18 protein-coding genes are annotated in these 19,212 nt (G+C 51.5%); 14 read left to right on the forward strand and 4 right to left on the reverse strand.

Annotated elements, in window-relative coordinates; translation table 11 throughout:
* Nucleotides 1-185: 185 nt before the first annotated feature.
* From NYE24_RS21940 to NYE24_RS21950, 3 genes are all read right to left on the reverse strand, one after another.
* Nucleotides 186-407, reverse strand: coding sequence for a hypothetical protein (locus tag NYE24_RS21940; protein WP_156949642.1), 222 nt, complete (start codon nt 405-407; stop codon nt 186-188).
* Complete coding sequence (locus NYE24_RS21945; RefSeq protein ID WP_036695540.1) at nt 350-691, reverse strand: sigma factor-like helix-turn-helix DNA-binding protein; 342 nt, start codon at nt 689-691, stop codon at nt 350-352. The genes NYE24_RS21940 and NYE24_RS21945 overlap by 58 nt, the downstream gene beginning before the upstream one ends.
* A gap of 208 nt (nt 692-899) precedes the next feature.
* Nucleotides 900-2,669, reverse strand: a complete 1,770-nt coding sequence (locus NYE24_RS21950; protein WP_342476676.1) for a glycosyltransferase — start codon at nt 2,667-2,669, stop codon at nt 900-902.
* A gap of 232 nt (nt 2,670-2,901) precedes the next feature.
* On the opposite strand from NYE24_RS21950, the gene NYE24_RS21955 reads away from it, so the two are divergent.
* The 8 genes from NYE24_RS21955 to NYE24_RS21990 all read left to right on the forward strand — a co-directional run bounded on the left by NYE24_RS21955 (nt 2,902) and on the right by NYE24_RS21990 (nt 9,577).
* Entirely contained in the window at nt 2,902-3,120 is a 219-nt protein-coding gene (locus tag NYE24_RS21955) for a hypothetical protein (RefSeq protein WP_036695542.1), read from the forward strand.
* Complete coding sequence (locus tag NYE24_RS21960; RefSeq protein WP_342476677.1) at nt 3,117-3,542, forward strand: peptidylprolyl isomerase; 426 nt, start codon at nt 3,117-3,119, stop codon at nt 3,540-3,542. The genes NYE24_RS21955 and NYE24_RS21960 overlap by 4 nt, the downstream gene beginning before the upstream one ends.
* Nucleotides 3,543-3,638: 96 nt before the next feature.
* Nucleotides 3,639-5,252 (forward strand): ABC transporter substrate-binding protein, encoded by a 1,614-nt coding sequence (locus NYE24_RS21965; RefSeq protein ID WP_036695544.1) that lies wholly within the window; start codon nt 3,639-3,641, stop codon nt 5,250-5,252.
* 85 nt (nt 5,253-5,337) lie between these two features.
* Nucleotides 5,338-6,288: an ABC transporter permease gene (locus NYE24_RS21970; RefSeq protein ID WP_036695545.1), complete on the forward strand. Its 951-nt coding sequence runs from the start codon at nt 5,338-5,340 to the stop codon at nt 6,286-6,288.
* Between the two features lie 4 nt (nt 6,289-6,292).
* Nucleotides 6,293-7,138, forward strand: a complete 846-nt coding sequence (locus tag NYE24_RS21975) for an ABC transporter permease (RefSeq protein ID WP_036695546.1) — start codon at nt 6,293-6,295, stop codon at nt 7,136-7,138.
* Nucleotides 7,139-7,152: 14 nt separating this feature from the next.
* Nucleotides 7,153-8,163, forward strand: coding sequence for an ABC transporter ATP-binding protein (locus NYE24_RS21980; RefSeq protein ID WP_342476678.1), 1,011 nt, complete (start codon nt 7,153-7,155; stop codon nt 8,161-8,163).
* On the forward strand, nt 8,160-9,077 hold the full coding sequence (locus NYE24_RS21985) for an ATP-binding cassette domain-containing protein (RefSeq protein WP_342476679.1): 918 nt from the start codon (nt 8,160-8,162) through the stop codon (nt 9,075-9,077). The genes NYE24_RS21980 and NYE24_RS21985 overlap by 4 nt, the downstream gene beginning before the upstream one ends.
* 53 nt (nt 9,078-9,130) lie before the next feature.
* A complete protein-coding gene (locus tag NYE24_RS21990) occupies nt 9,131-9,577 on the forward strand; it encodes a hypothetical protein (protein ID WP_036695549.1) in 447 nt (148 codons plus the stop codon).
* 59 nt (nt 9,578-9,636) lie between these two features.
* Here NYE24_RS21990 and NYE24_RS21995 read toward each other — a convergent pair whose 3' ends face one another.
* Nucleotides 9,637-10,476 (reverse strand): SDR family oxidoreductase, encoded by an 840-nt coding sequence (locus NYE24_RS21995; protein WP_342476680.1) that lies wholly within the window; start codon nt 10,474-10,476, stop codon nt 9,637-9,639.
* A gap of 235 nt (nt 10,477-10,711) precedes the next feature.
* Here NYE24_RS21995 and NYE24_RS22000 point away from each other — a divergent pair, with 235 nt between their 5' ends.
* The 6 genes from NYE24_RS22000 (at nt 10,712) to NYE24_RS22025 (ending at nt 19,081) form a co-directional block, all read left to right on the forward strand.
* On the forward strand, nt 10,712-11,746 hold the full coding sequence (locus NYE24_RS22000) for an AI-2E family transporter (protein ID WP_036695551.1): 1,035 nt from the start codon (nt 10,712-10,714) through the stop codon (nt 11,744-11,746).
* A gap of 171 nt (nt 11,747-11,917) precedes the next feature.
* Complete coding sequence (locus NYE24_RS22005; RefSeq protein ID WP_342476681.1) at nt 11,918-12,931, forward strand: S66 peptidase family protein; 1,014 nt, start codon at nt 11,918-11,920, stop codon at nt 12,929-12,931.
* Between the two features lie 250 nt (nt 12,932-13,181).
* Nucleotides 13,182-14,066 carry a DegV family protein gene (locus NYE24_RS22010; protein ID WP_342476682.1) on the forward strand — a complete coding sequence of 295 codons (885 nt, stop codon included), beginning with the start codon at nt 13,182-13,184 and terminating at the stop codon, nt 14,064-14,066.
* Between the two features lie 15 nt (nt 14,067-14,081).
* Nucleotides 14,082-14,639: a hypothetical protein gene (locus NYE24_RS22015; RefSeq protein ID WP_076155602.1), complete on the forward strand. Its 558-nt coding sequence runs from the start codon at nt 14,082-14,084 to the stop codon at nt 14,637-14,639.
* Nucleotides 14,640-14,828: 189 nt separating this feature from the next.
* A complete protein-coding gene (locus NYE24_RS22020; RefSeq protein WP_342476683.1) occupies nt 14,829-15,962 on the forward strand; it encodes a DUF4037 domain-containing protein in 1,134 nt (377 codons plus the stop codon).
* A gap of 245 nt (nt 15,963-16,207) precedes the next feature.
* Nucleotides 16,208-19,081: an S-layer homology domain-containing protein gene (locus NYE24_RS22025; protein ID WP_342476684.1), complete on the forward strand. Its 2,874-nt coding sequence runs from the start codon at nt 16,208-16,210 to the stop codon at nt 19,079-19,081.
* Nucleotides 19,082-19,212: the final 131 nt, after the last annotated feature.

A 19,212-nucleotide genomic window follows, 5' to 3' on the forward strand; every position in this document is an offset into this window, starting at 1 on the left:
CATGAACACCCTCTCATAAGTTATTCCGGCCGGAACTTCTTATAGTAACCATAAACCTTACCCTAGCAGGAATGTCAATACCTAGGGTACAGCCGGCATGAATGCCGGTCTTGCCTGATAGATTAGCTATTCCTAATAGATAACAAGCGGGCAGTGCCACTATAGGGTGGCATTTGCCCGCTTGTTCATGTGCTATCCCCGGCCTGTATGAAGTTAAGAATCTCCGTCACAATATGTGAAATGACATCCTCCCGCGGGAGAAGAATGCACTGACTGACCATTTCGATGTCCTCCTGAAATAGTTCAATGATCTGGAGCATGGCCTCCGGCTGTTTCAGACGGACGCCTGTCAGAAGGTCTGCGAATTCGCTGTCTGTGATAGCTGCTGGAGCATTTTTTGCTTCCATTTGTTAACCCCCTGTTGACTCATATGCAGCTGTGCCGCGACCTCAGCTTCTGTCATTTCCTGCAGATAAATCTTCTGCAGAATCACCTTTCCTTTGGTTGGAAGTGTATCTAATAGCTGCTCAACGGACAACCGGTTAATCATCTCCTCCGTTTCATCCCGCTGAGCCGGGCGGATATCCATGAAGGTACATTCATGCCGTCGGGTTCGCTTGCTGCGGTATTGTAAGCGCCAGCCGATTCGATAGATTTCCTGCCGGTAACGCTGTATCATTTGCTGTTCCATTGCCGTTACGCCTCCTCATCTATATATCTTTCTAATAATAGGGAAATATTAGGCTATATTTTACAACCGAAATACGAACTTATGTTCTGTTATTTTAACATATTTGCCTGCGCACCTATAGTAATTTATTTCCTGAAGCTTATTCGCAAAAAAAGAAGAAGCTCCGATAGGGAGCTTCTTTCGTTCTTCTTATGACTAGTTTTGCGCCTTATTCGCTCCAAGGAACCAGCCGGGGATGCGGATCTAGGATAGACTGGTACTGCTCCTTCCAGCCGTACTGGGCGTCCGGGTCCAGCAGCATATAACGCAGATATTTCTCCAGCCGGAATTCCGGCTTCGACCAGCCAAGATGCTTCAGACGCAGGTTGCTTAACTGATGGGACAGCTCGAAGATATTCTCCGGCAGCCGCCCGCAGTGCTGCGGCAGATCATTCCAGGCATAGTTGAAGTCTTCCCGGTAACGGAGCAGGAACGGGCGGTAGCTCTGGTGAGCCTGCCAGTAGCTGTCCTCGCGGTAGCTGGCCTCATCCCAGAAGTCGTAGAGCCGGAAGCAGAATAAGTCGCAATCTGCTGTCCGTAGCAGGGAATCAATCTCCTCTGGAAAACATGACTCGAACAGCTCATCCCCGTCCAGATTGAGAATCCACTCGGGCCGGGTCCTAACCACCGCCTCCCACTGCTGCTTGCGCAGCTCTGATTCATTATGGAAGCGGGAGACAGGGTTCTGTATCAGGTGGAGCGGAATCCCCTCAAGAGCCTCCCGGCAGATATCGGCTGTATCATCTGTGCTTGCATCATCGATAATGACGGCCTCATCGATGTACTTACGATGCTCCTCGAGCACCTGGCGCAGGAACCTGGTGCCTTCATTCTTGACGATCATCGTGAGAGTCAGCTTGGGCCGGCGGGAAGCAGGAACTGCCGGATTATTCATCTCGGCTCCGGTTGCATCACCGCCGGCGTCAGCAGGCAGAGGCTCCTTGGACAAGTGCTGCCGGGCTTCGGCTTCGGTCCACAGCACCTCCCACTGCGCTGCTGCCTCCTGCACTCTTTTGTCAGCGGGGGGCTGAGCCGTCTCTGCGCAATCTGGCAGATCATCATCAGCGGTTGTATCGCTATCTTCAAAGATGGGTGCTTTGTGTGAGGCCTCCGGCTCTGCTTCCGTGCCCGAGGTGTGCCGGATGAACTCCGCCACCAGATCCAGATCGCTGTCTCTGTAGAGGTGCAGCGCCGGGAAGTGGGTATCCACGAAAAGTGGAAAGCCGAGCGCCGCTGCACGGATGCAGAAATGACGGTCCTCTCCCCAGTAGGAGATATTACGGACTGGATCGTAGCTGATCCCGGAGCTGAGGGCTGAGCCGCTGATCAGTGTGCAGGCGCCAAGTCCGCCAACCTCATAGATACCTGGTTGCTGCATCTTCTGCAAAAAAGCAAAAAAGCGGCGCTGAATCTCCTCCGGCGAGAGCTGCTCCCCCGGATGGATCTCCCACTGGTTGTATTCGTCATGCATCCATACCTGCGGCTGCAGCAGTGTATTCGGCTGCCACTGTGTCCAGAAAATCTCGGAGATAATATCCTTGCCTGTACCGATCAGGTGCACCAGTGTATCCGGGTGGAGAATCAGATCGGAATCAATCAGGAACAGGTAGTCATAGCCGAAGGCCTCCGCCCGCCGGATCATCAGATTCTTGAATCCGGCTACCTTCCAGATCAGATTGGAGTGCCAGACATGCGTATGCTCATCACGGATATAGTCATCATGGTAGCCGGAGGATTGCAGGAAGACGGATCTGCCGTTCCGGGCGAATTGCTGCAGCAGCCCGCTTGCGGCTTCATCCGGGTTATCGTCAATCAGATAGAAATCAAGATCGATATCCTTCAGGTTCAGACGCAGCAGAGAGTTCAGGAATTGCTCCAGGATCGCCGGTTTTTGATGGATCGGGCTGCCTAGCAGCACCCGGGTTCTATTCGGATTCATAGCAGGCCACTCCAGAATAAGGTCAACATGATAGAACATCCCCTTGGATTCGCAAATAGTTGATATCAATTATATGTATTCGATATTTTCAGAGAAGTACCGGACTTTCCCCATTTCCCTGAAATAATAACCTGTATGTATAGAAGAGAGCCGTATTGCCGTCTGCCCTGAGCTGTTGTACAATACCGCTAATATATATAATTCCCGGAAGAGGGCAGGCAGGAGTGAGAGGATGGACAAGCCAACGTTAAAAGTACAGCAATTGATCAATGTCCTCCTGGCGATGAATCCGCGCGCTGAGGTGTTCCTGCATATGGAGGGCGGAGAGCTTAGGCCACTCGTGGACGAGGATATCGAGGAGATTTATGCGCCGTTGCATCCTGCCAAGACGGCCGTCTATATCGGTGCACCGTCAGACAATGCAGGCCGTGTAGAGGAGGAGTCGCCATGAAGCAGGCTCTGATCTGTCTGGAGCAGGGACCGGAGATTCGGCTGCAGCTGTTCGAACAGGAGGCGCCGGGAACTGTAGCCAATTTCGCAAAGCTTGCGAACAGCGGCTTTTACAACGGTCTGTCCTTTCAGCGTGTGGTTCGCGGCTTCGTCGCCCAGGGAGGCTGCCCGGAGCGCAACGGCAGAGGCGGCACAGATCCCATTCCCTGTGAGACGCAGGGGAATCCCCATAAGCATGTGCGCGGGGCGCTGTCTATGGCGCATTTTGGACCAGGTACGGGGTCCTGCCAGTTTTTTATCTGTTATGATACGTTCGATTATCTGGATGGCTGGCATACGGTATTCGGCAGGGTCACAGAAGGCATGGAGCATGTCGATGCCCTGCGGCGCGGAGCGGTCATGCAGGAGGTCCGCGTCTGGTAAAGTCTATGGTAAATTCATACATTGTAATTCCGAGTATTCCGATATATAATTGCTCAACAACGAGTAACAATGCTCATAGACATGGAGGAAGAGACAATGCGTAAAGGGATAACCGGGGTTGCTATTCTAATATTATTAACACTGATGATCAGTGCATGTTCCAATGGGAATAACGCTTCATCTACCAATGCCGCACAGACACCGGCTGCATCACAAGAGCCAGCTGCCGGCGAACCGAAGGATGGAGGCAGTCTGATTATAGGGGTCGCTTCCGATCCGGTGGTACTGAACCCGAACTATGCGGGTGACCGTGTCAGCCTAACCATTGACCAGGCACTGTATGCTCCGCTGTTCCAGGTGAACAATGGCAAGAAGACCTTCTACCTGGCAGACAGCCTAACACCGTCAAGCGATAATCTGACGTATACATTGAAGCTTAAGGATGGATTGACTTGGCATGATGGAGAGAAGCTGACGGCAGATGACGTTGTGTTCACCATCGACAGTATTCTTGACGAGAAGCAGAACAGCTTCCTGCGGGCCAACTTCCTGATCGGCGACAAGGCGATCAAGGCCGTCAAGGTCGATGACCTGACTGTGGAGTTCAAGCTGCCTCAGGTCAGCCCGGCTTTTGAAGCAACGCTGGTACAGGTGTTCCCGATTCCGAAGCACATTTACGAGAATGAGACCAACATTGAGAAGAGTACGAAGAACGCTTCTCCTGTCGGCTCCGGTCCCTTCAAATTCAAGGAATACAAGGCCGGCGAGTACCTGACGCTGGAACGCTTCGATAACTACTTCGGCGGCAAGCCGCATCTCGATTCGGTCACTTACCGGATTGCCAAGGATACCAATGCTGCGAATCTGGCTCTGCAGAACGGCGAGATTAATGTGCAGTATCTGGACCCGAAGGATGTTCCTACGATTCAAGCGACGAATAATTTTGAGATTCTCCCGTATAGCGAAGGCCGCCTCGCTTATCTGATGTTCAATGCGAACAGCGATACCGGCGCCCTCGCCAAAAAAGAAGTCCGTCAAGCCCTGTCCCTGGCCCTTAGCCGCGACGAGCTGATCCAGACAGCTTACACTTCCAGCGAATATGCTGATCCGGCAAAGTCTTTCCTGACACCGGATGCGCTGTACTTCACGAACGAAGTCCCTACCTTTGACAATGATGCTGCCAAGGCGAAGGAACTGCTGGCTTCTGCCGGTGAGAGCAACCTGAAGCTCCGGTATATCGTACAGAGCGGGAACAAGGCGCAGGAAGCCATCTCGCTGTATGTGCAGCAGAAGCTGAAGGCAATCGGCGTAGAGGTTGAATTGCAGAACATGGATTCCTCGGCCTGGGTGCAGAAATTCATTGATTTGAAGGCTACCGATTATGAGCTGGCCCTGACCGGCTATATCATGGGGTATGATCCGGATGCGTACCGTATCCTGTTCACTACGGGCAGCTCATCCAATTACTCGCATTATTCCAACAGTGAAGTTGACAAGCTGATGAATGATGGTGCAGGCGAAGCAGATCCGGCCAAGCGTGCAGAGATCTACAAGAAAGCACAGGAACTGGTAGCCGAAGATGCTCCGATCTATCCGATCGCTTATACAAAGACTGTTGTAGCTATCTCTAAGACTTACGGCGGAGTTGATGAGGCTGTCCTGAAGCCGGTCGTCATCTTCGAAGACCTGTCCAAGATTTACAAGAAATAATCCGCCTCACAAAATAAGCAAGGTAAAAAAATAAGCTGGTTCCCCCAGCTTATTTTTGCCTGTTAAGAGCTAGGAGAAGCTGCGTATGAGACAACTCATCGTCCGAAGGTTGCTGCAGACGCTGCCGATGCTGTTTTTTGTATCGGTGGTCTGCTTTACCATGATCAAGCTGGCCCCGGGAGATCCGGTGCTGTCATTTGTGACGCCCAATATGCATGCCGATGATATTGAGCGCATCCGCCATAATCTGGGGCTGGATAAGCCTGCTTATATCCAATATTTCATCTGGATCAAGGAAATGGTCCAGGGTAACTTCGGCTATTCACTGGTCAATCACCAGCCTGTGCTGGGCCAGATCCTGGAACGTCTGCCTGCGACAGCGGGACTAATGGGCAGCGCCATCGCGCTGGCAGTAATCCTGGCAATTCCGCTTGGCCTCGTGGCCGGTGCGAACCGCAACCGCTGGATAGACAAGCTGATCAATTTCATCTCCTATGTGGGGATTTCCATTCCGTTATTCTGGCTGGCGATCCTGCTGATGTACCTGTTTGCAATCAAGCTGCATTTGCTTCCGAGCATGGGTATGCGTACGATTGGTGTGGAATCAGCGCTTGATGTGCTGAAGCACGGGATATTGCCATGCACGGTGCTGGCCTTCGGCTTCCTGGCCGGATATGTGCGCTACATCCGCTCCAGCACCATCGGACAGCTCAAGGAGGAGTATGTGCAGATCCAGTATGCTTTTGGCTCGAAGAAATCGACTATTCTGTTCCGCCATGTGTTGAAGCATGTGCTGCTGCCGGTGATTACCCTGCTCGGTATGTCAATGGGGGATCTGGTGGCCGGGGCCATCGTGACGGAAACGGTCTTCTCCTGGCCGGGAATCGGCTCCCTGGGAATGACGGCGGTGAAGGGGATGGATTATCCTGTCATTATGGGGATTACCCTGTTCTCCTCATTAATGCTGATCCTTGGGAATCTGGTGGCAGATATTCTCTACAGCGTTGTCGATCCAAGAATCAAACTGAAGGGGTGACCTCATGAATCGTAGTAAATGGAAAAACCTGCAGTCAGAGCTGTTTACGAACGGTCTGGGTGTCGCTGCTCTTGTGATATTAACGGTATTTACCCTGGGGGCTATCTTTGCCTTCCTGTCCGGTTATGATCCGAATGCCATGGATGCCATGGCCCGTCTCACGAAGCCCGGCGCTGCGCATTTGTTCGGCACCGATGATTATGGCCGCGACTATCTGTCCAGAGCCTTATACGGTGGCCGGGTGTCCTTGCTGGTCGGATTCGCCTCCATGATTGTGGCAACCTTAGTCGGAGTAGTGGTTGGGGTCATCAGCGGTTATTTCGGCGGCTGGCTGGATAATCTGCTGATGCGGATGCTGGATATTATTATGTCGATCCCGTCCTTCCTGATCCTGCTGCTGCTCAGCGTCTATCTGAAGCCGAGCATCGGCAACCTGATCATTATTATTGCTCTCTTGATGTGGATGAATGTGGCCCGTGTCGTCCGCGCGGAGACCCTGACGATTAAGGAACGGGAGTACGTGTTATATGCCAAAGCCTCGGGACAGAGTGCCTTCGGCATGATCTGGCGGCATATCCTTCCGGGGCTGATACCGGTGATTATTGTAGGTGCGACGAATAATATTGCCTCGGCCATTATGATGGAATCGTCGCTCAGCTTCCTCGGCTTCGGGGTGCAGCCGCCGAATGCCACGTGGGGGAGTATGCTGAACAGCGCACAGGGGTATATTGCCCAGGCGCCTTATCTGGCGCTGTTCCCCGGGCTGATGATCCTGTTTACTGTGCTGAGCTTCAATGTGCTGGGAGACATTTTGCGGGTCGGCTTTGAACCCAAGCTGATCCGAAGATAGGAGGGCTTAACATCATGACTGAACGGCTGCTGACTGTTGAGAATTTACAGGTTTCCTTCGCTACCCGGGACGGGGAGAATCAGGCCGTCCGTGGAGTTAGCTTCCATATTGATGCGGGCGAGACCGTAGGCATTGTCGGGGAATCCGGCAGTGGCAAAAGCGTTACAGCCAAGGCGGTCATGTCACTAATCACGCCGCCGGGCCATATGACAGCCGGGAAGCTGGAGTTTCGCGGCAAGAGCCTGAAGGGGCTCACGGAGAAGCAGTGGCGGGGCTTACGCGGCAACCGGATTGCGATGGTCTTCCAGGACCCGATGACCTCACTGAATCCGGTCAAGCGAATCGGCCAGCAATTAACAGAGGTGATCCGCAGACACCGGGGACTTGATAAAGCGGCGGCGTATACCGAAGCAGCGGAGCTTCTCCGCCAGGTTGGCATCCGTGATCCGGAGCAGCGGCTGAAGCAATATCCGCATGAATTCAGCGGAGGGATGCGCCAGCGGGTGATGATCGCGATGGCGCTCTCCTGCCGCCCGGAGCTGCTGATTGCCGATGAGCCTACCACCGCGCTGGATGCAACCATCCAGGCTCAGATCCTCGATCTGTTCAAAGAGCTGAAGGAACGGGGAGATACGGCAGTTGCGCTTATTACCCACGATCTGGGAGTGGTAGCTCAAGTCTGCACGCGTGTCATTGTCATGTACGGCGGACTGGTTATGGAGGAGGGGACGGTGCAGGATATCTTCTACCGGCCTCAGCATCCGTATACGCAGGGCTTGCTGCGTTCCATACCGAAGCGCGGCGGCGGTGAACGTGAGCGGCTGATTCCAATTGAGGGCACACCGCCCGATCTGCTGAATCCCCCGCCCGGCTGCCCGTTCATGGACCGTTGTCCGCATGCCTTCGCCCGCTGCAGTGAACGTCCTCCGGTAGTTGAGTTTGCACCAGGGCACCGCTCGATGTGCTGGCTGACCGAAGGTGCAGAAGAGAAGACGGCAGTTACAGCGGGGAGGGATTTCACTTGAGTGAGCGCAAGGTGCTTGTGGAGGTTAGCAATCTGAAGAAACATTTCCCGAAGGGCAAGGATTTGCGCGGACGGGATAAGGGTGTGCTTAAGGCCGTAGACGGAGTCAGCTTCCAGATCCGTCAAGGTGAGACCTTCGGACTGGTTGGCGAATCCGGGAGCGGCAAGTCCACGGTCGGCCGTTGCCTGCTTCGTCTGTACGATTATACGGACGGTGAGGTGTTCTATGACGGGAAGCCGCTTGGCAAGCTGGGCGAAAAAGGGCTGAAGCCCTTCCGCAGGCGGATTCAATCGATTTTCCAGGACCCGTATTCCTCCCTTAATCCAAGCCTGAACGTACTGGAGCTGATCAGTGAGCCGATGCGGATTCACGGTCTCTATCCGGGCGAAGAGCGCAAGGAAGCGGTGGCAGAGCTGCTGGAGAAGGTGGGGCTGAAGCGGGAGCATCTGTACCGCTTCCCCCATGAATTCAGCGGCGGGCAACGCCAGCGGATCTCTATTGCACGGGCGCTGTCGGTCCGGCCCGAGTTCGTCGTCTGCGATGAGCCCATCTCTGCGTTGGATGTCTCTGTCCAGGCCCAGGTCGTTAATATGCTGGAGGATCTGCAAGCCGAGTTCGGGCTGACCTATCTGTTCATCGCCCATGATCTGTCGATGGTCCGCCATATTGCCGACCGGATCGGCGTGATGTATGGCGGCCGGCTGGTGGAGGTGGCTCCAAGCGATGAGCTGTATGATAATCCGCTCCATCCCTACACCAGAGCGCTGCTGTCCTCCATTCTGGAGACAGACCCGATGAAGGCCAGCCGCAGAATCCAGCTGGAGGCCTACCCGGCTACGCGCGGGACAGAGGAAACCGCTACACTGCGGGAAGTGAGTCCCGGACATTATGTGGCCGGGGAATATGCAGACTAATGCTGTGAACGAATCTTAGGAGATACACATCTGCGAATCAAGGAGGAGATACAATGACAATACCGACTAGCAAGGTCAAATTATCACAATGGGATGCCCTTCTGCTGGAATCGCTGCGCGCGTTATCCGGATCTGACGAAGAGCTGCTGCGCAGAGTGAGCGAAGGGGATCTGCCGGCCGATGAGAGTAAATACGAATTCGATTACGGGCAGTTGTCTGTCCTTGCTGAGGAACAGCCGGAGGGATTCCGGCAGGCCGTTCTGGAAGGCTACCAGATTAAATACAATACCATCCGCGGAATCCGCAGCTGGATAGAGGTTGCGCTGGGTATTGAAGCGAAGCTGGAGCTGGAAGAGGGGCAGGAAGCGGTGGAAGCGGAATTAACGGAGGCCGAGCGCGGACGGCTGGAGGATGTATTGTCTTACGGCTGGGCGGTCACCGGCGTGCCTGCCGGAGACGGCAATACCGGAACGTACCGGATTGAGCCGATTCAGCGCTAGAATTGGATATGGGAAAGCCAAAGGCAGCCGCTCCAGGAATGGAGCGGCTGCTTACATTTTTACATATTTAACTGAATTCTGCGCGTGCTTAGTACGCCTTCCAGTCCGGTAGGGTCGGTGCTAACCTTGCGGGCCACGAAGGCTTCGGCCCGCTCCGAGGTGCGCAGGCGCAGCGGCTTGGTCTCAAGCTGTACCAGCTCCCACATCACATCCGCAACAGAGTCTGCCGTCTGCGGCTCCACATTGCGCTCTAGGAAGGCTGCTCTATAAGCATCCAGAATGGGCTTGTACTCGTCTTCCAGAACGCCGCCGGTGCTGGCGACATGCCCCATTACAGTTGAATTGAATTCCGTGGCAATTGCCCCTGGCTCAAGCAGTGTGATGTCGATGTTGAACTGCGGCTTGTAGTAGGTGGCGAGGCTCTCCAGCAGCCCTTCCACTGCGAATTTGCTGGCGCAGTACACCTCGTTCATCGGTTGCCCGACCAGTCCGCCGACACTGGAGGTCGCCACAATATGGCCGTAGCCAGTCTTTTGCAGCAGCGGCAGTGCAGCCCGGATCGTATGCATGACCCCGTACACGTTAGTATTGAAGACCTCCTCGATCTCAGGGAACGGTGCCTGTCCAAGCGCTCTCAGGTAGCCGAAGCCGGCATTACAGAATAATATATCCAGCTTGCCTTGCTCCGCCTCTATCCGGTCAATAACCTGCTGAATACTCTCCGGCTGTGTCACCTCCAGCTCTACGAACTGCAGACCCTCCACATTCTGGTACAGTTCCTGTTCACGCTTCAGATTGCGGGTTCCGGCGTAGACCGTCCAGCCCTCATGGGCGAACTTCAGTGCTGTGGCAAGGCCGATGCCGGAGGATGCTCCAGTGATACAGATTACTTTTTTCATACTAGCTTTCGCCTCCATTAGTTTGAACTTCATTGATTTGGACCTATTGAAAAAGGTATGAATTTTCCAATTTTGCCCACATTTTAGCATATAGTAATAGAGCTTCCTGTAAATCGACATAAAGTTCGTTGTTTCGCGGAAATTGGGCGATGCCAAAGTTGCTATAATTGTTTTCAGTACGGTACACTATAACTAAAATCTTAATCGCCTGCGAATGGAGAGGAACAAGGGAACAATGGAAGTATTCAAGCGTTATGTCGCCAATTTAACAGTCCGGCGCTTCTTGATTCTGGGATTGATTGGACTGCTGCTGTACAGTATCAGGGATATGCTGAATCTGGTGCTGCTGACCTTCCTGATTGCTTATGTAATGAACAGCTTTCAGGTGCTGCTGAGCAAGCGGATCGGCAAATTCGTGAAGGTGAACAGCAAGGTCATCATCATTATACTGTATGTGGCGCTGATCAGCATGATCGTCATGGCACTCGTCAAATATATGCCCAAGGTATTCTCGCAGATCAAGCAGTTAACCACCTTTCTGGGTACGCTGACCTCCGATGATATTCCGCAGAATGAAATTATGCAGTACTTGTTCCGAAAGGTCAAGGAGCTCAACTATCAGAGCTATTTGAATCAGGGGATCGAATATGTCTTCAAAATCAGCAACTGGGGAACCACCTTCGTCCTGTCCACGATTCTAAGCCTTGTGTTCATTCTGGAAAAGAACCGGATCGTCAACTTTACCTCCCGTTTGAGAGACAGCAAAATCTCCTGGTTCTATGTGGAGCTTGAGTATTTCGGCAGAAAATTCATCTCCTCCTTCGGCAAGGTGATTGAAGCACAGATTCTGATTGCGCTGTTCAATACTTTGTTTACGGTGGTCGGGCTGTGGGTGCTTGGTTTCTTTTTCCAGCCATTTCCGTATCTGTTCGCCCTCTCCATTATGATCTTCATGCTTAGTCTGATTCCGGTCGTCGGCTTTGTCATTTCACTGATTCCGCTATGTATCATCGGCTACAACACCGGCGGACTGGCGCTGACGATCAATATTCTGGCGATGATTGCCATTCTGCATGTCATTGAAGGCTACTTCCTGAATCCGAAGCTGATGTCCTCCAAAATGAACCTGCCGATGTTCTACACCCTCGTAGTACTGTTGTTCTCCGAGCATTATATCGGGGTATGGGGGCTGATTCTCGGGATTCCGATCTTCGTCTTTTTCCTGGATATCCTGGATATTAGCCGGGACAATAAGCCTTCACTGGAATGACGCAGTCAATTCTATAATCCGTAGTACGCATAGGGCGATATTCAACCTGCTCAAGGTTCGGGTATCGTCTTTTTATAGAATTTACATGTTTTGGGGTCCCCGCAAAGTACCTGAGTCATCATCAAAGCTAAAGCCCCACTTTGTGGGGTTACCTTAGGGGGGAATAACCAGATGATCAGATATCCGAAATTAGAAGCAGGAGCCGTTATTGGTGTAACCGCGCCCTCATCAGGAGTGGGAGAGGAGCTTCGTGAACTGCTTGAACTCGCTGTAGAACGGCTGCAAAAAAGTGGGTACGGCGTAGTCTGCGGACCCACAGCGTGGACACAGGAGAAGGCCAAATCGGCCCCGGCTGCTGTACGCTCCGCTGAATTCAACGCGATGATGGCCGATGAGTCCATCGGACTTGTCGTGCCTCCCTGGGGCGGGGAGCTGCTGATTGAGATGCTGGAGCAGGTGGATTTCAGTAAGATGAAGTGTAAATGGATTCTCGGGTATTCCGATATCAGTGTGCTGCTGCTGGCTGTCACTTTGAAGACGGGGATTGCCACTGCCCATGGTACGAACTTCATCGACCTCCGTGGGGAACAGACAGACCCGGTAACTGCCATGTGGAAGAAGGTATTGTCTACGCCAAGCGGCGGCGCTGTAGTTCAGCAATCCTCACAGCAATATCAGCTGGAATGGGGAGGCGAGCCGTCGCCCCATGTGTTCAACCTTACAGAAACGACTAGCTGGAAGACGGTGGGCAATCAGGCCCTCACTATGCAGGGTCGCCTGTTGGGCGGCTGCATCGACGTTATCCGCCATCTGATCGGCACGCCCTACGGAGAGGTCCGGCATTTCCAGCAGCACTATATCCATAATGAGCCTATTCTGTGGTACTTAGAGAACTGTGAGCTGTCTGTGACCGACCTGCGCCGCTCCCTGGTGCAGATGAAGCTGGCGGGCTGGTTCGAGCATTGCAGCGGTCTCATGTTCGGCCGCAGTGCGGCTAACCGCCCTATGGACGGGTACACCGTAGAGGATGTCTACCAGGAGCTGGCCGATGAGCTGGGACTGCCGGTGGCATACGACATCGACTGCGGACATCTGCCGCCGCAGGTTACTTTGGTGAACGGTGCTTTTGCAGAAGTAGTGGTTGGGGCAGGTAAGGGAACGGTGACGCAGTACTTCCGGGAGTAGAGGAACTTAGTAGTATGCTCGTACGAACTCTAATTTCTACCTCTTCTCATACCATAATCAAACCTCTCTTAAACAGGTATATTCGTCATATATAATGTGAATTTATGTCGAATTTAGTTGAAAAAAAGTGATTGGATTATTAAAGGAATGCTCTATGTATGGCTGGCATCCTGTATAATTTATGAATATACAGACAGCCATAGCTGCCGATTCCTGAGCAGTGAATCCCTCACGAAAGAGAGTAGTGACTATGAAATCCATCGCCTGGGTGACTGACAGCACCAGCACCATTGATTCTGAATTCGCTATGAATAACCATGTGTATATCGTTCCCCTCCGACTAATCGTCAATAATGAATGTTATAAAGAGAATATAGATATTAACGCCGATCAGTTCTATGACAAAATGCGGCAGCATGACAAGGTGGGCAGCTCCCAGCCGCCGATTGGTGAGTTCGTGGAATTATACGAGCGTCTGAAGGAAGAGTATGACGAGATTATTGCGATCCACTGTTCCTCCGAGCTTAGCGGGACCTTCAACACCTCGATGCAGGCGGCGGATATTGCTGGAGTGAACGTAATGGGTATCGATTCCAAAGTAGGCGCGTATCCTATCCGTGAGATGCTTCTGCGCGGTATTCACTGGCAGCAGGCAGGCTGCTCTGCACAGGAGATCAAGAACAGAATTGATAATATAATCGAGGAAATGTCCTTCTATATCATCCCTGCCAGCCTGAACCAGCTGCATCGCAGCGGACGGCTCTCCGGCTCTCAGTTCCTGCTGGGCCAGCTGATGCGGATTCATCTGCTTCTGCGGTTCGATGAGGGTAAGATTGTCGTCGTTGATAAAATCCGCACCTTCAAGAAGACGAAGCAAAAGCTGCTGGAGACCATCCAGGAGGAAATCGGCCGCTTCCAGGATGTATGTATTATGCACGCGAACAATAAAGAAGAGGCGCTGAGCCTGGAGTGGGCCATTAAGGCCATGTCCCCTTCGGTGCGTACAGAGATTATGACCTTTGTCCCGGTGGTAGGTGCTCATATGGGCGAGGGAACACTGGCGCTGTCTTGGATTAACCGTACGGCTATGAATAGTATTGATGCTGAGGATGAAGTGCTGGAGTCTGTGCTCTAGAAAAGGAGCGGAACGATGTTCTTATATCATTATTATGATGCTGCTGTGGGTCCGTTTGTCAGCCTATCCGATTTACCGGGCGATCAGGCGAGGGCTGTGCTGGAGACGATTAAAGAGACCAAGCCCAAGGCCCAGAGCGCCCAAAGACACGATAAGTATGTGGAATATCGGCGGAACTGCGAGAGCATCATCCGGGCGGAATTTATACGTAAGGGCGGTCTGGTCCAGCGGTCCTCCCCGCATTATATGGTAGTTGAACATAGTCCGTGGCTAAGCACGTGGTTCGAGAATGGCGCATCACTCAAGATTCCGATTGAGGAATTTGATGTGAACACGATTTCTTTTACCTATGGAGACTCCATGCCGACCTTCAGCCCGCTGATTAACGATGGCAAAGAGTACAGGCACACCCTGTATACCTATTCCGAGATTGTGAGCATCATTGACAAGTACGGGTTACCGCAGAATTGGAACAATGACGGACAATACGGTCCCGAGCGGTACGTCGAAGCGCATGTCTGGAGCGATGGGGCGGTTAGCCGGTATCTGAGTGAGCGGAGCCGGGCCCGATAATGTGGAATCGAAATAACCAGAAAACGGCTGGATCAGGGGAACCTGACCAGCCGTTTTTTAATGGAATAGTATTATTATCAAGACTTCAATCTAAATGATAACAGAATTCAAATGAATAGTCTAGTAATTTGTGGGCGAAGTGTTAACATAAGGTTACCGGTAAAACAAAATGTGAGTGCGCACTGTTACATGAAATGGAGTCTGCAAATGAAGGGTTTAGACTTGAGCGAGGAGTTCTATTGGGAGATTGTGAGGCCGCTGATAGCCAGACATTTCCCGCAACTAGTGGAGAAGCATGCTGCCGGATTGATAGGATATGGTTCGGATGTTCTGGGTTATGATGACGTTCTTTCCAGAGATCATGAATGGGGGGCGAGGTGCTACATTTGGCTGCTGGACCCGGATTACGATAAATATGCTGTAAGCCTTGACCAAGCATTCGATGAAGAGGTGCCAGCCTTGTTCAAAGGGTATCCTTCCCGGTTTTCGGTAGATGAATCTCATGAGGTGCTTATACCCTACAATGGGCAGAGCAACCTTCATCATATTGCAATTACCAGCGTCTCCCGGCACATGCGAATCCAGTTGGGACTGCTAACCCCATATCCATCCTTATACGAATGGTTAGTCATTCCTGAGCAGAAATTGCTGGAATGGACAAGGGGAAGGATCTTTACAGATCCTGTTGGGGAGATGACAGAAGTGCGAAGGGGACTGGCTTATCTGCCCGATGAGATATGGCGGTACAAATTGAAGTATGCCTGGAGTTCATTCCGGCAGCTGTATGTGGCAGGACTTGCAGACCTCCGGGGCGAACCGTTGTCGGCCAGGTTGCTCATCAACCGCATGGTGGAGCAGGCAGTTCAACTGATTTTTCTCTATAACAAAAGGCTCCGGCCCGGAACCTACAAATGGATATCCAGGGAGCTGGTGCAGATCAGCCCTGAGGTTAGCAGGCAGACCAAGCAGCTTGAAGCTATTTTGCTGGAACCCTCTGTTACAAGGGCCGTTGAACAAATGGAAGAGATATTAACGGAATTAGTGAATCAACATAACGAGATGAAGCTGACGGATCATATTGAGCTTCAACCCTCCATTTTCTACGCAAGAGGCTTGCAATCCTATTCTTATACCAATATGGAGGATGCTCTATTCGCTACGTTACCCGAAGAACTTCAGCAGCTGGAAATCCCGGGTACGCTGGATCAATTCATTACAAGTGAACATCTGTTAATCTGGGCGGATCACTATTCCAAATTCAAGTCAATATACAGCGTCAGGTCTGATATAGAGAGAACTGGGGTGGGGGATATGATTGTATAGTGAAGACTGCGCTTCGTGCGAGCAGCCTTTAGGCTATCAAGCTTATGCTTGATGGTCTTTTTTAATCTTTCCCCTCCATTCTTCCAATTTATACAATTTCCTTGTATCAATATACATAGTAAATTTACATAGTCCTATTGTAGAATCAAGAAGTTGTCGAATTATGGAGCGATATTCCATCCATGGGACTCTGTAGGACGATGGTTTTTATGAATTTTTCTAAAAAGAAAGAGGGGGAAGTAATTTTGTTATTCCAAGCAGCACGCCGTAAACTCAGTCTGGTGATTGTACTTGCCCTGCTAATCAGCAGCCTTACGCCACATCTGGTGTTCGGGGAGTCCGCGCAATTGAAGGATATCGCAGGCTCTTATGCTCAGAAGGAGATTCAATCCTTAATTGAAGCAGGAATAATCTCGGGGTATGAAGATAACACCTTCAAACCGAATAAGGCTATGTCGCGCGCCGAGCTGGCGAAAATAATAGTCCTTTCGTTAGGACTGGAAGTAAGTGGTGACGAGACCGCACCATTCAAAGACGTTGCCGCCACCAGCTGGTATCGTGGTTATGTAGGTGCGTTGGTGAAGGCAGGCATCACAGAGGGGACATCGGCGAGCACGTTCAGTCCTAATTCGAGTGTAACCCGGGAAGAGCTGGTCGTATTTTTCATCCGGGCCTTTGAATTAGATGAAACAGCGAAGAAGCTTCCGCTTGGCAGCAAGCTGTCCGATATGTCAGAGGTGTCTGAATGGGCAAAAGCTCAAGTATCCCTGGCCTTCAACAATGGGTTCATCAACGGGGTTCAGGGCATTGACGGTACGCTGAAATTCAAACCTAAAGAGCGTGCAGAGCGCCAGGCTCTGGCCCGTCTCGCATATGAGTTCAAGACGAATAAAGCAGTATATGTTGAGAAGTCCAAGCAGCTTCTTGCTGAAGAGACTGATAAGGGTAAGACTCCAGTGGTTACTCCGGCTCCCACAGCGACACAAGCTATCCGTGATACGTCTGTGAGTGCTCCGGCAGCCCCGGGTCCAGGAACGCCAGCATCGGCAACACCTGTACCAGCAACACCGGCACCAGCGGAGCCGACTCCAGCACCAGCAACACCGGCACCAGTGGAGCCGACTCCAGTACCGGCCAATGCTCTCCAGATTGTAGTGAAGGGGGAGAGTACAGATGCTATTTATGCAGAAGAGTCCACTGAAGTTATTTTCCGTACAACGCTTAATGCGGCAGAGACAGTAACTGCAAGTGTCTATCAGGTAGATGACAGCGGCAAAGTGATGTCACAGATTACCCTGCTGCACGATGATGGTTTAGAAATTCATGGAGACAGCCTTGCAGCAGACGGACTCTATAGCGGCAAAGCAGTATTAACTGAAAGTACGGAAGGCTACATAAATCTGCAGACCTTTGCTGGAGATGTGCCTAGCAGTGCAGTCCTTAAACTGTCTGTACTGAAACATCTTACAGATGAACAGCTTGCACAAACAGAAATTATTGAAAATAATACACAGAGTAAGCTTGATCAATTGGCCGCTTCTAGCGGTAACTTGCAAAAGGCCAAGGAAGAAACAGTGGCTTGGCTTCAAACCCAGGACGAAGTAGAGCATGCAGGAATATCAGGTGAGGGAGGAAGCATCTGGTATTTGCTGGATAACGGGATTCTAGGCGGAATATCCTCGGCCCCTGAGAATACAAAAGGATTAAGCAACACAGTCGAAGAGGCTGCTTCCAATAACGCATTGACGGCGCTCACGCAAGATGTGGAACAAACCGTAGCCACCATAGGAAGCCAGCAGGTTGCTGTGGTTTCTCCGTTCTCCGGTACACTTCCATCTTCTACGGTGTATGACGCTGTATATCAAAGCTTTGAGCAGTCGAATTACCCCTTCCTTGTGGAGAGAGTAAAGGATAGCGCAGCGGGTGTTAACTTCTTCAAAGGACTTAATCAGTATGGTGTTGTGGTCTTAGATTCCCATGGGGATACGTACTATGATGAGATTGTGCTCCAGAAATTCCATGATAAATATGGTGTTGATTTCAAATATGCGGGGCCGCAGGTCATGTTCCTGACTGGAGAGAAGGCAACGGCTGAGAACAACAAGACCTATGAACTGGATCTGAAAAAGGGCAGACTGGCTATCATATCGGGCTATTATGCGATTACGCCTTCTTTCATTACACGGTACAATGATATGCTTCCTGGTACTATTGTATATAACGGCAGCTGCCGCAGCGCATACAACGATTCCATGTCGGATGCGTTCCTCAACAATGGGGCCAGCGCTTATTATGGTTACACCGATTATGTAAAGCTTGCTTATGATCAGGTCATTGCCCCATTTGTATTCAACGCCTTGAACAATGAGAATATGACAACCGGACAAGCTTTTGAGGCAGCAGTGGCTGCTCACGGAGCCAATGACGGGTTGGCAGCATTCGTCATGAAGGGAAGCAACATTGGTACGAAAACCGAAGGGGTCATCAATGGAACCTTTGAGAACGGAAAGTGGACCGGCTGGAATGGAAACGGAGATGTCCGGGTCATCTCAAAGCTGGGGCCGCTTAAGCCTACAGAGGGTAACTACATGGCGATTATCAGTACTGGCCTTGGGTTTGAAAACAATGACAAGGGAGGATATGACTACAATTCGGATAGTTATATCGAGCAGAGCTTCATGGTCCCGGCGGGAGCCACAACCTTGTCGTTCGATTACAATTTCATTTCTGAGGAGCCGAAGGAATTTGTTGGAACCAAATATAACGATACATTCAGAGCAACAGTAACTTCCAGTGTATACATCAATCCGGCTTCCCTCGTGACCTCACACTTGAATGGCGGACCTACGGTGACGTCCAGTGTCTACGGACAGGAATCTGTGATTGTCGGTAAGGAATCGATTAATGAATCCACAGCCTATTGGATTGACGCGAATAAAGTAGACGTTAATTTCTACGGCGGGGATGATACGGCCTACATGACGAATTGGAAGCATGTCCAGTTTGATGTGAGCCAATTTGCCGGCAAGGGCTCGATTGTCCTCCGGTTCCATGTATGGGATCAAGGTGACAGTGTCTTTGACACGGCAGTATTGATCGATAATGTACTGTTGAAGTAACCGTAAACGGCTGGATCAGGGGAACCTGACCAGCCGTTTTTTAATGGAATTAGCATTCAAAACCACTACATAGCCTTGTGCAACCTAGAGTTGCAGAAGATAATTAAAATACTCAACTTACGCTCGATTTC

The organism is Paenibacillus sp. FSL H7-0350 (assembly GCF_038593195.1).
GTDB lineage: Bacteria > Bacillota > Bacilli > Paenibacillales > Paenibacillaceae > Paenibacillus_AQ.

What these genes read in the sequence shown, in the direction of transcription:
- NYE24_RS21940 (WP_156949642.1), bottom strand. Translation starts at nt 407, where the DNA reads ATGGAAGCAAAAAATGCTCCAGCAGCTATCACAGACAGCGAATTCGCA.
- NYE24_RS21945 (WP_036695540.1), bottom strand. Translation starts at nt 691, where the DNA reads ATGGAACAGCAAATGATACAGCGTTACCGGCAGGAAATCTATCGAATC.
- NYE24_RS21950 (WP_342476676.1), bottom strand. Translation starts at nt 2,669, where the DNA reads ATGAATCCGAATAGAACCCGGGTGCTGCTAGGCAGCCCGATCCATCAA.
- NYE24_RS21955 (WP_036695542.1), top strand. Translation starts at nt 2,902, where the DNA reads ATGGACAAGCCAACGTTAAAAGTACAGCAATTGATCAATGTCCTCCTG.
- NYE24_RS21960 (WP_342476677.1), top strand. Translation starts at nt 3,117, where the DNA reads ATGAAGCAGGCTCTGATCTGTCTGGAGCAGGGACCGGAGATTCGGCTG.
- NYE24_RS21965 (WP_036695544.1), top strand. Translation starts at nt 3,639, where the DNA reads ATGCGTAAAGGGATAACCGGGGTTGCTATTCTAATATTATTAACACTG.
- NYE24_RS21970 (WP_036695545.1), top strand. Translation starts at nt 5,338, where the DNA reads ATGAGACAACTCATCGTCCGAAGGTTGCTGCAGACGCTGCCGATGCTG.
- NYE24_RS21975 (WP_036695546.1), top strand. Translation starts at nt 6,293, where the DNA reads ATGAATCGTAGTAAATGGAAAAACCTGCAGTCAGAGCTGTTTACGAAC.
- NYE24_RS21980 (WP_342476678.1), top strand. Translation starts at nt 7,153, where the DNA reads ATGACTGAACGGCTGCTGACTGTTGAGAATTTACAGGTTTCCTTCGCT.
- NYE24_RS21990 (WP_036695549.1), top strand. Translation starts at nt 9,131, where the DNA reads ATGACAATACCGACTAGCAAGGTCAAATTATCACAATGGGATGCCCTT.
- NYE24_RS21995 (WP_342476680.1), bottom strand. Translation starts at nt 10,476, where the DNA reads ATGAAAAAAGTAATCTGTATCACTGGAGCATCCTCCGGCATCGGCCTT.
- NYE24_RS22000 (WP_036695551.1), top strand. Translation starts at nt 10,712, where the DNA reads ATGGAAGTATTCAAGCGTTATGTCGCCAATTTAACAGTCCGGCGCTTC.
- NYE24_RS22005 (WP_342476681.1), top strand. Translation starts at nt 11,918, where the DNA reads ATGATCAGATATCCGAAATTAGAAGCAGGAGCCGTTATTGGTGTAACC.
- NYE24_RS22010 (WP_342476682.1), top strand. Translation starts at nt 13,182, where the DNA reads ATGAAATCCATCGCCTGGGTGACTGACAGCACCAGCACCATTGATTCT.
- NYE24_RS22015 (WP_076155602.1), top strand. Translation starts at nt 14,082, where the DNA reads ATGTTCTTATATCATTATTATGATGCTGCTGTGGGTCCGTTTGTCAGC.
- NYE24_RS22020 (WP_342476683.1), top strand. Translation starts at nt 14,829, where the DNA reads ATGAAATGGAGTCTGCAAATGAAGGGTTTAGACTTGAGCGAGGAGTTC.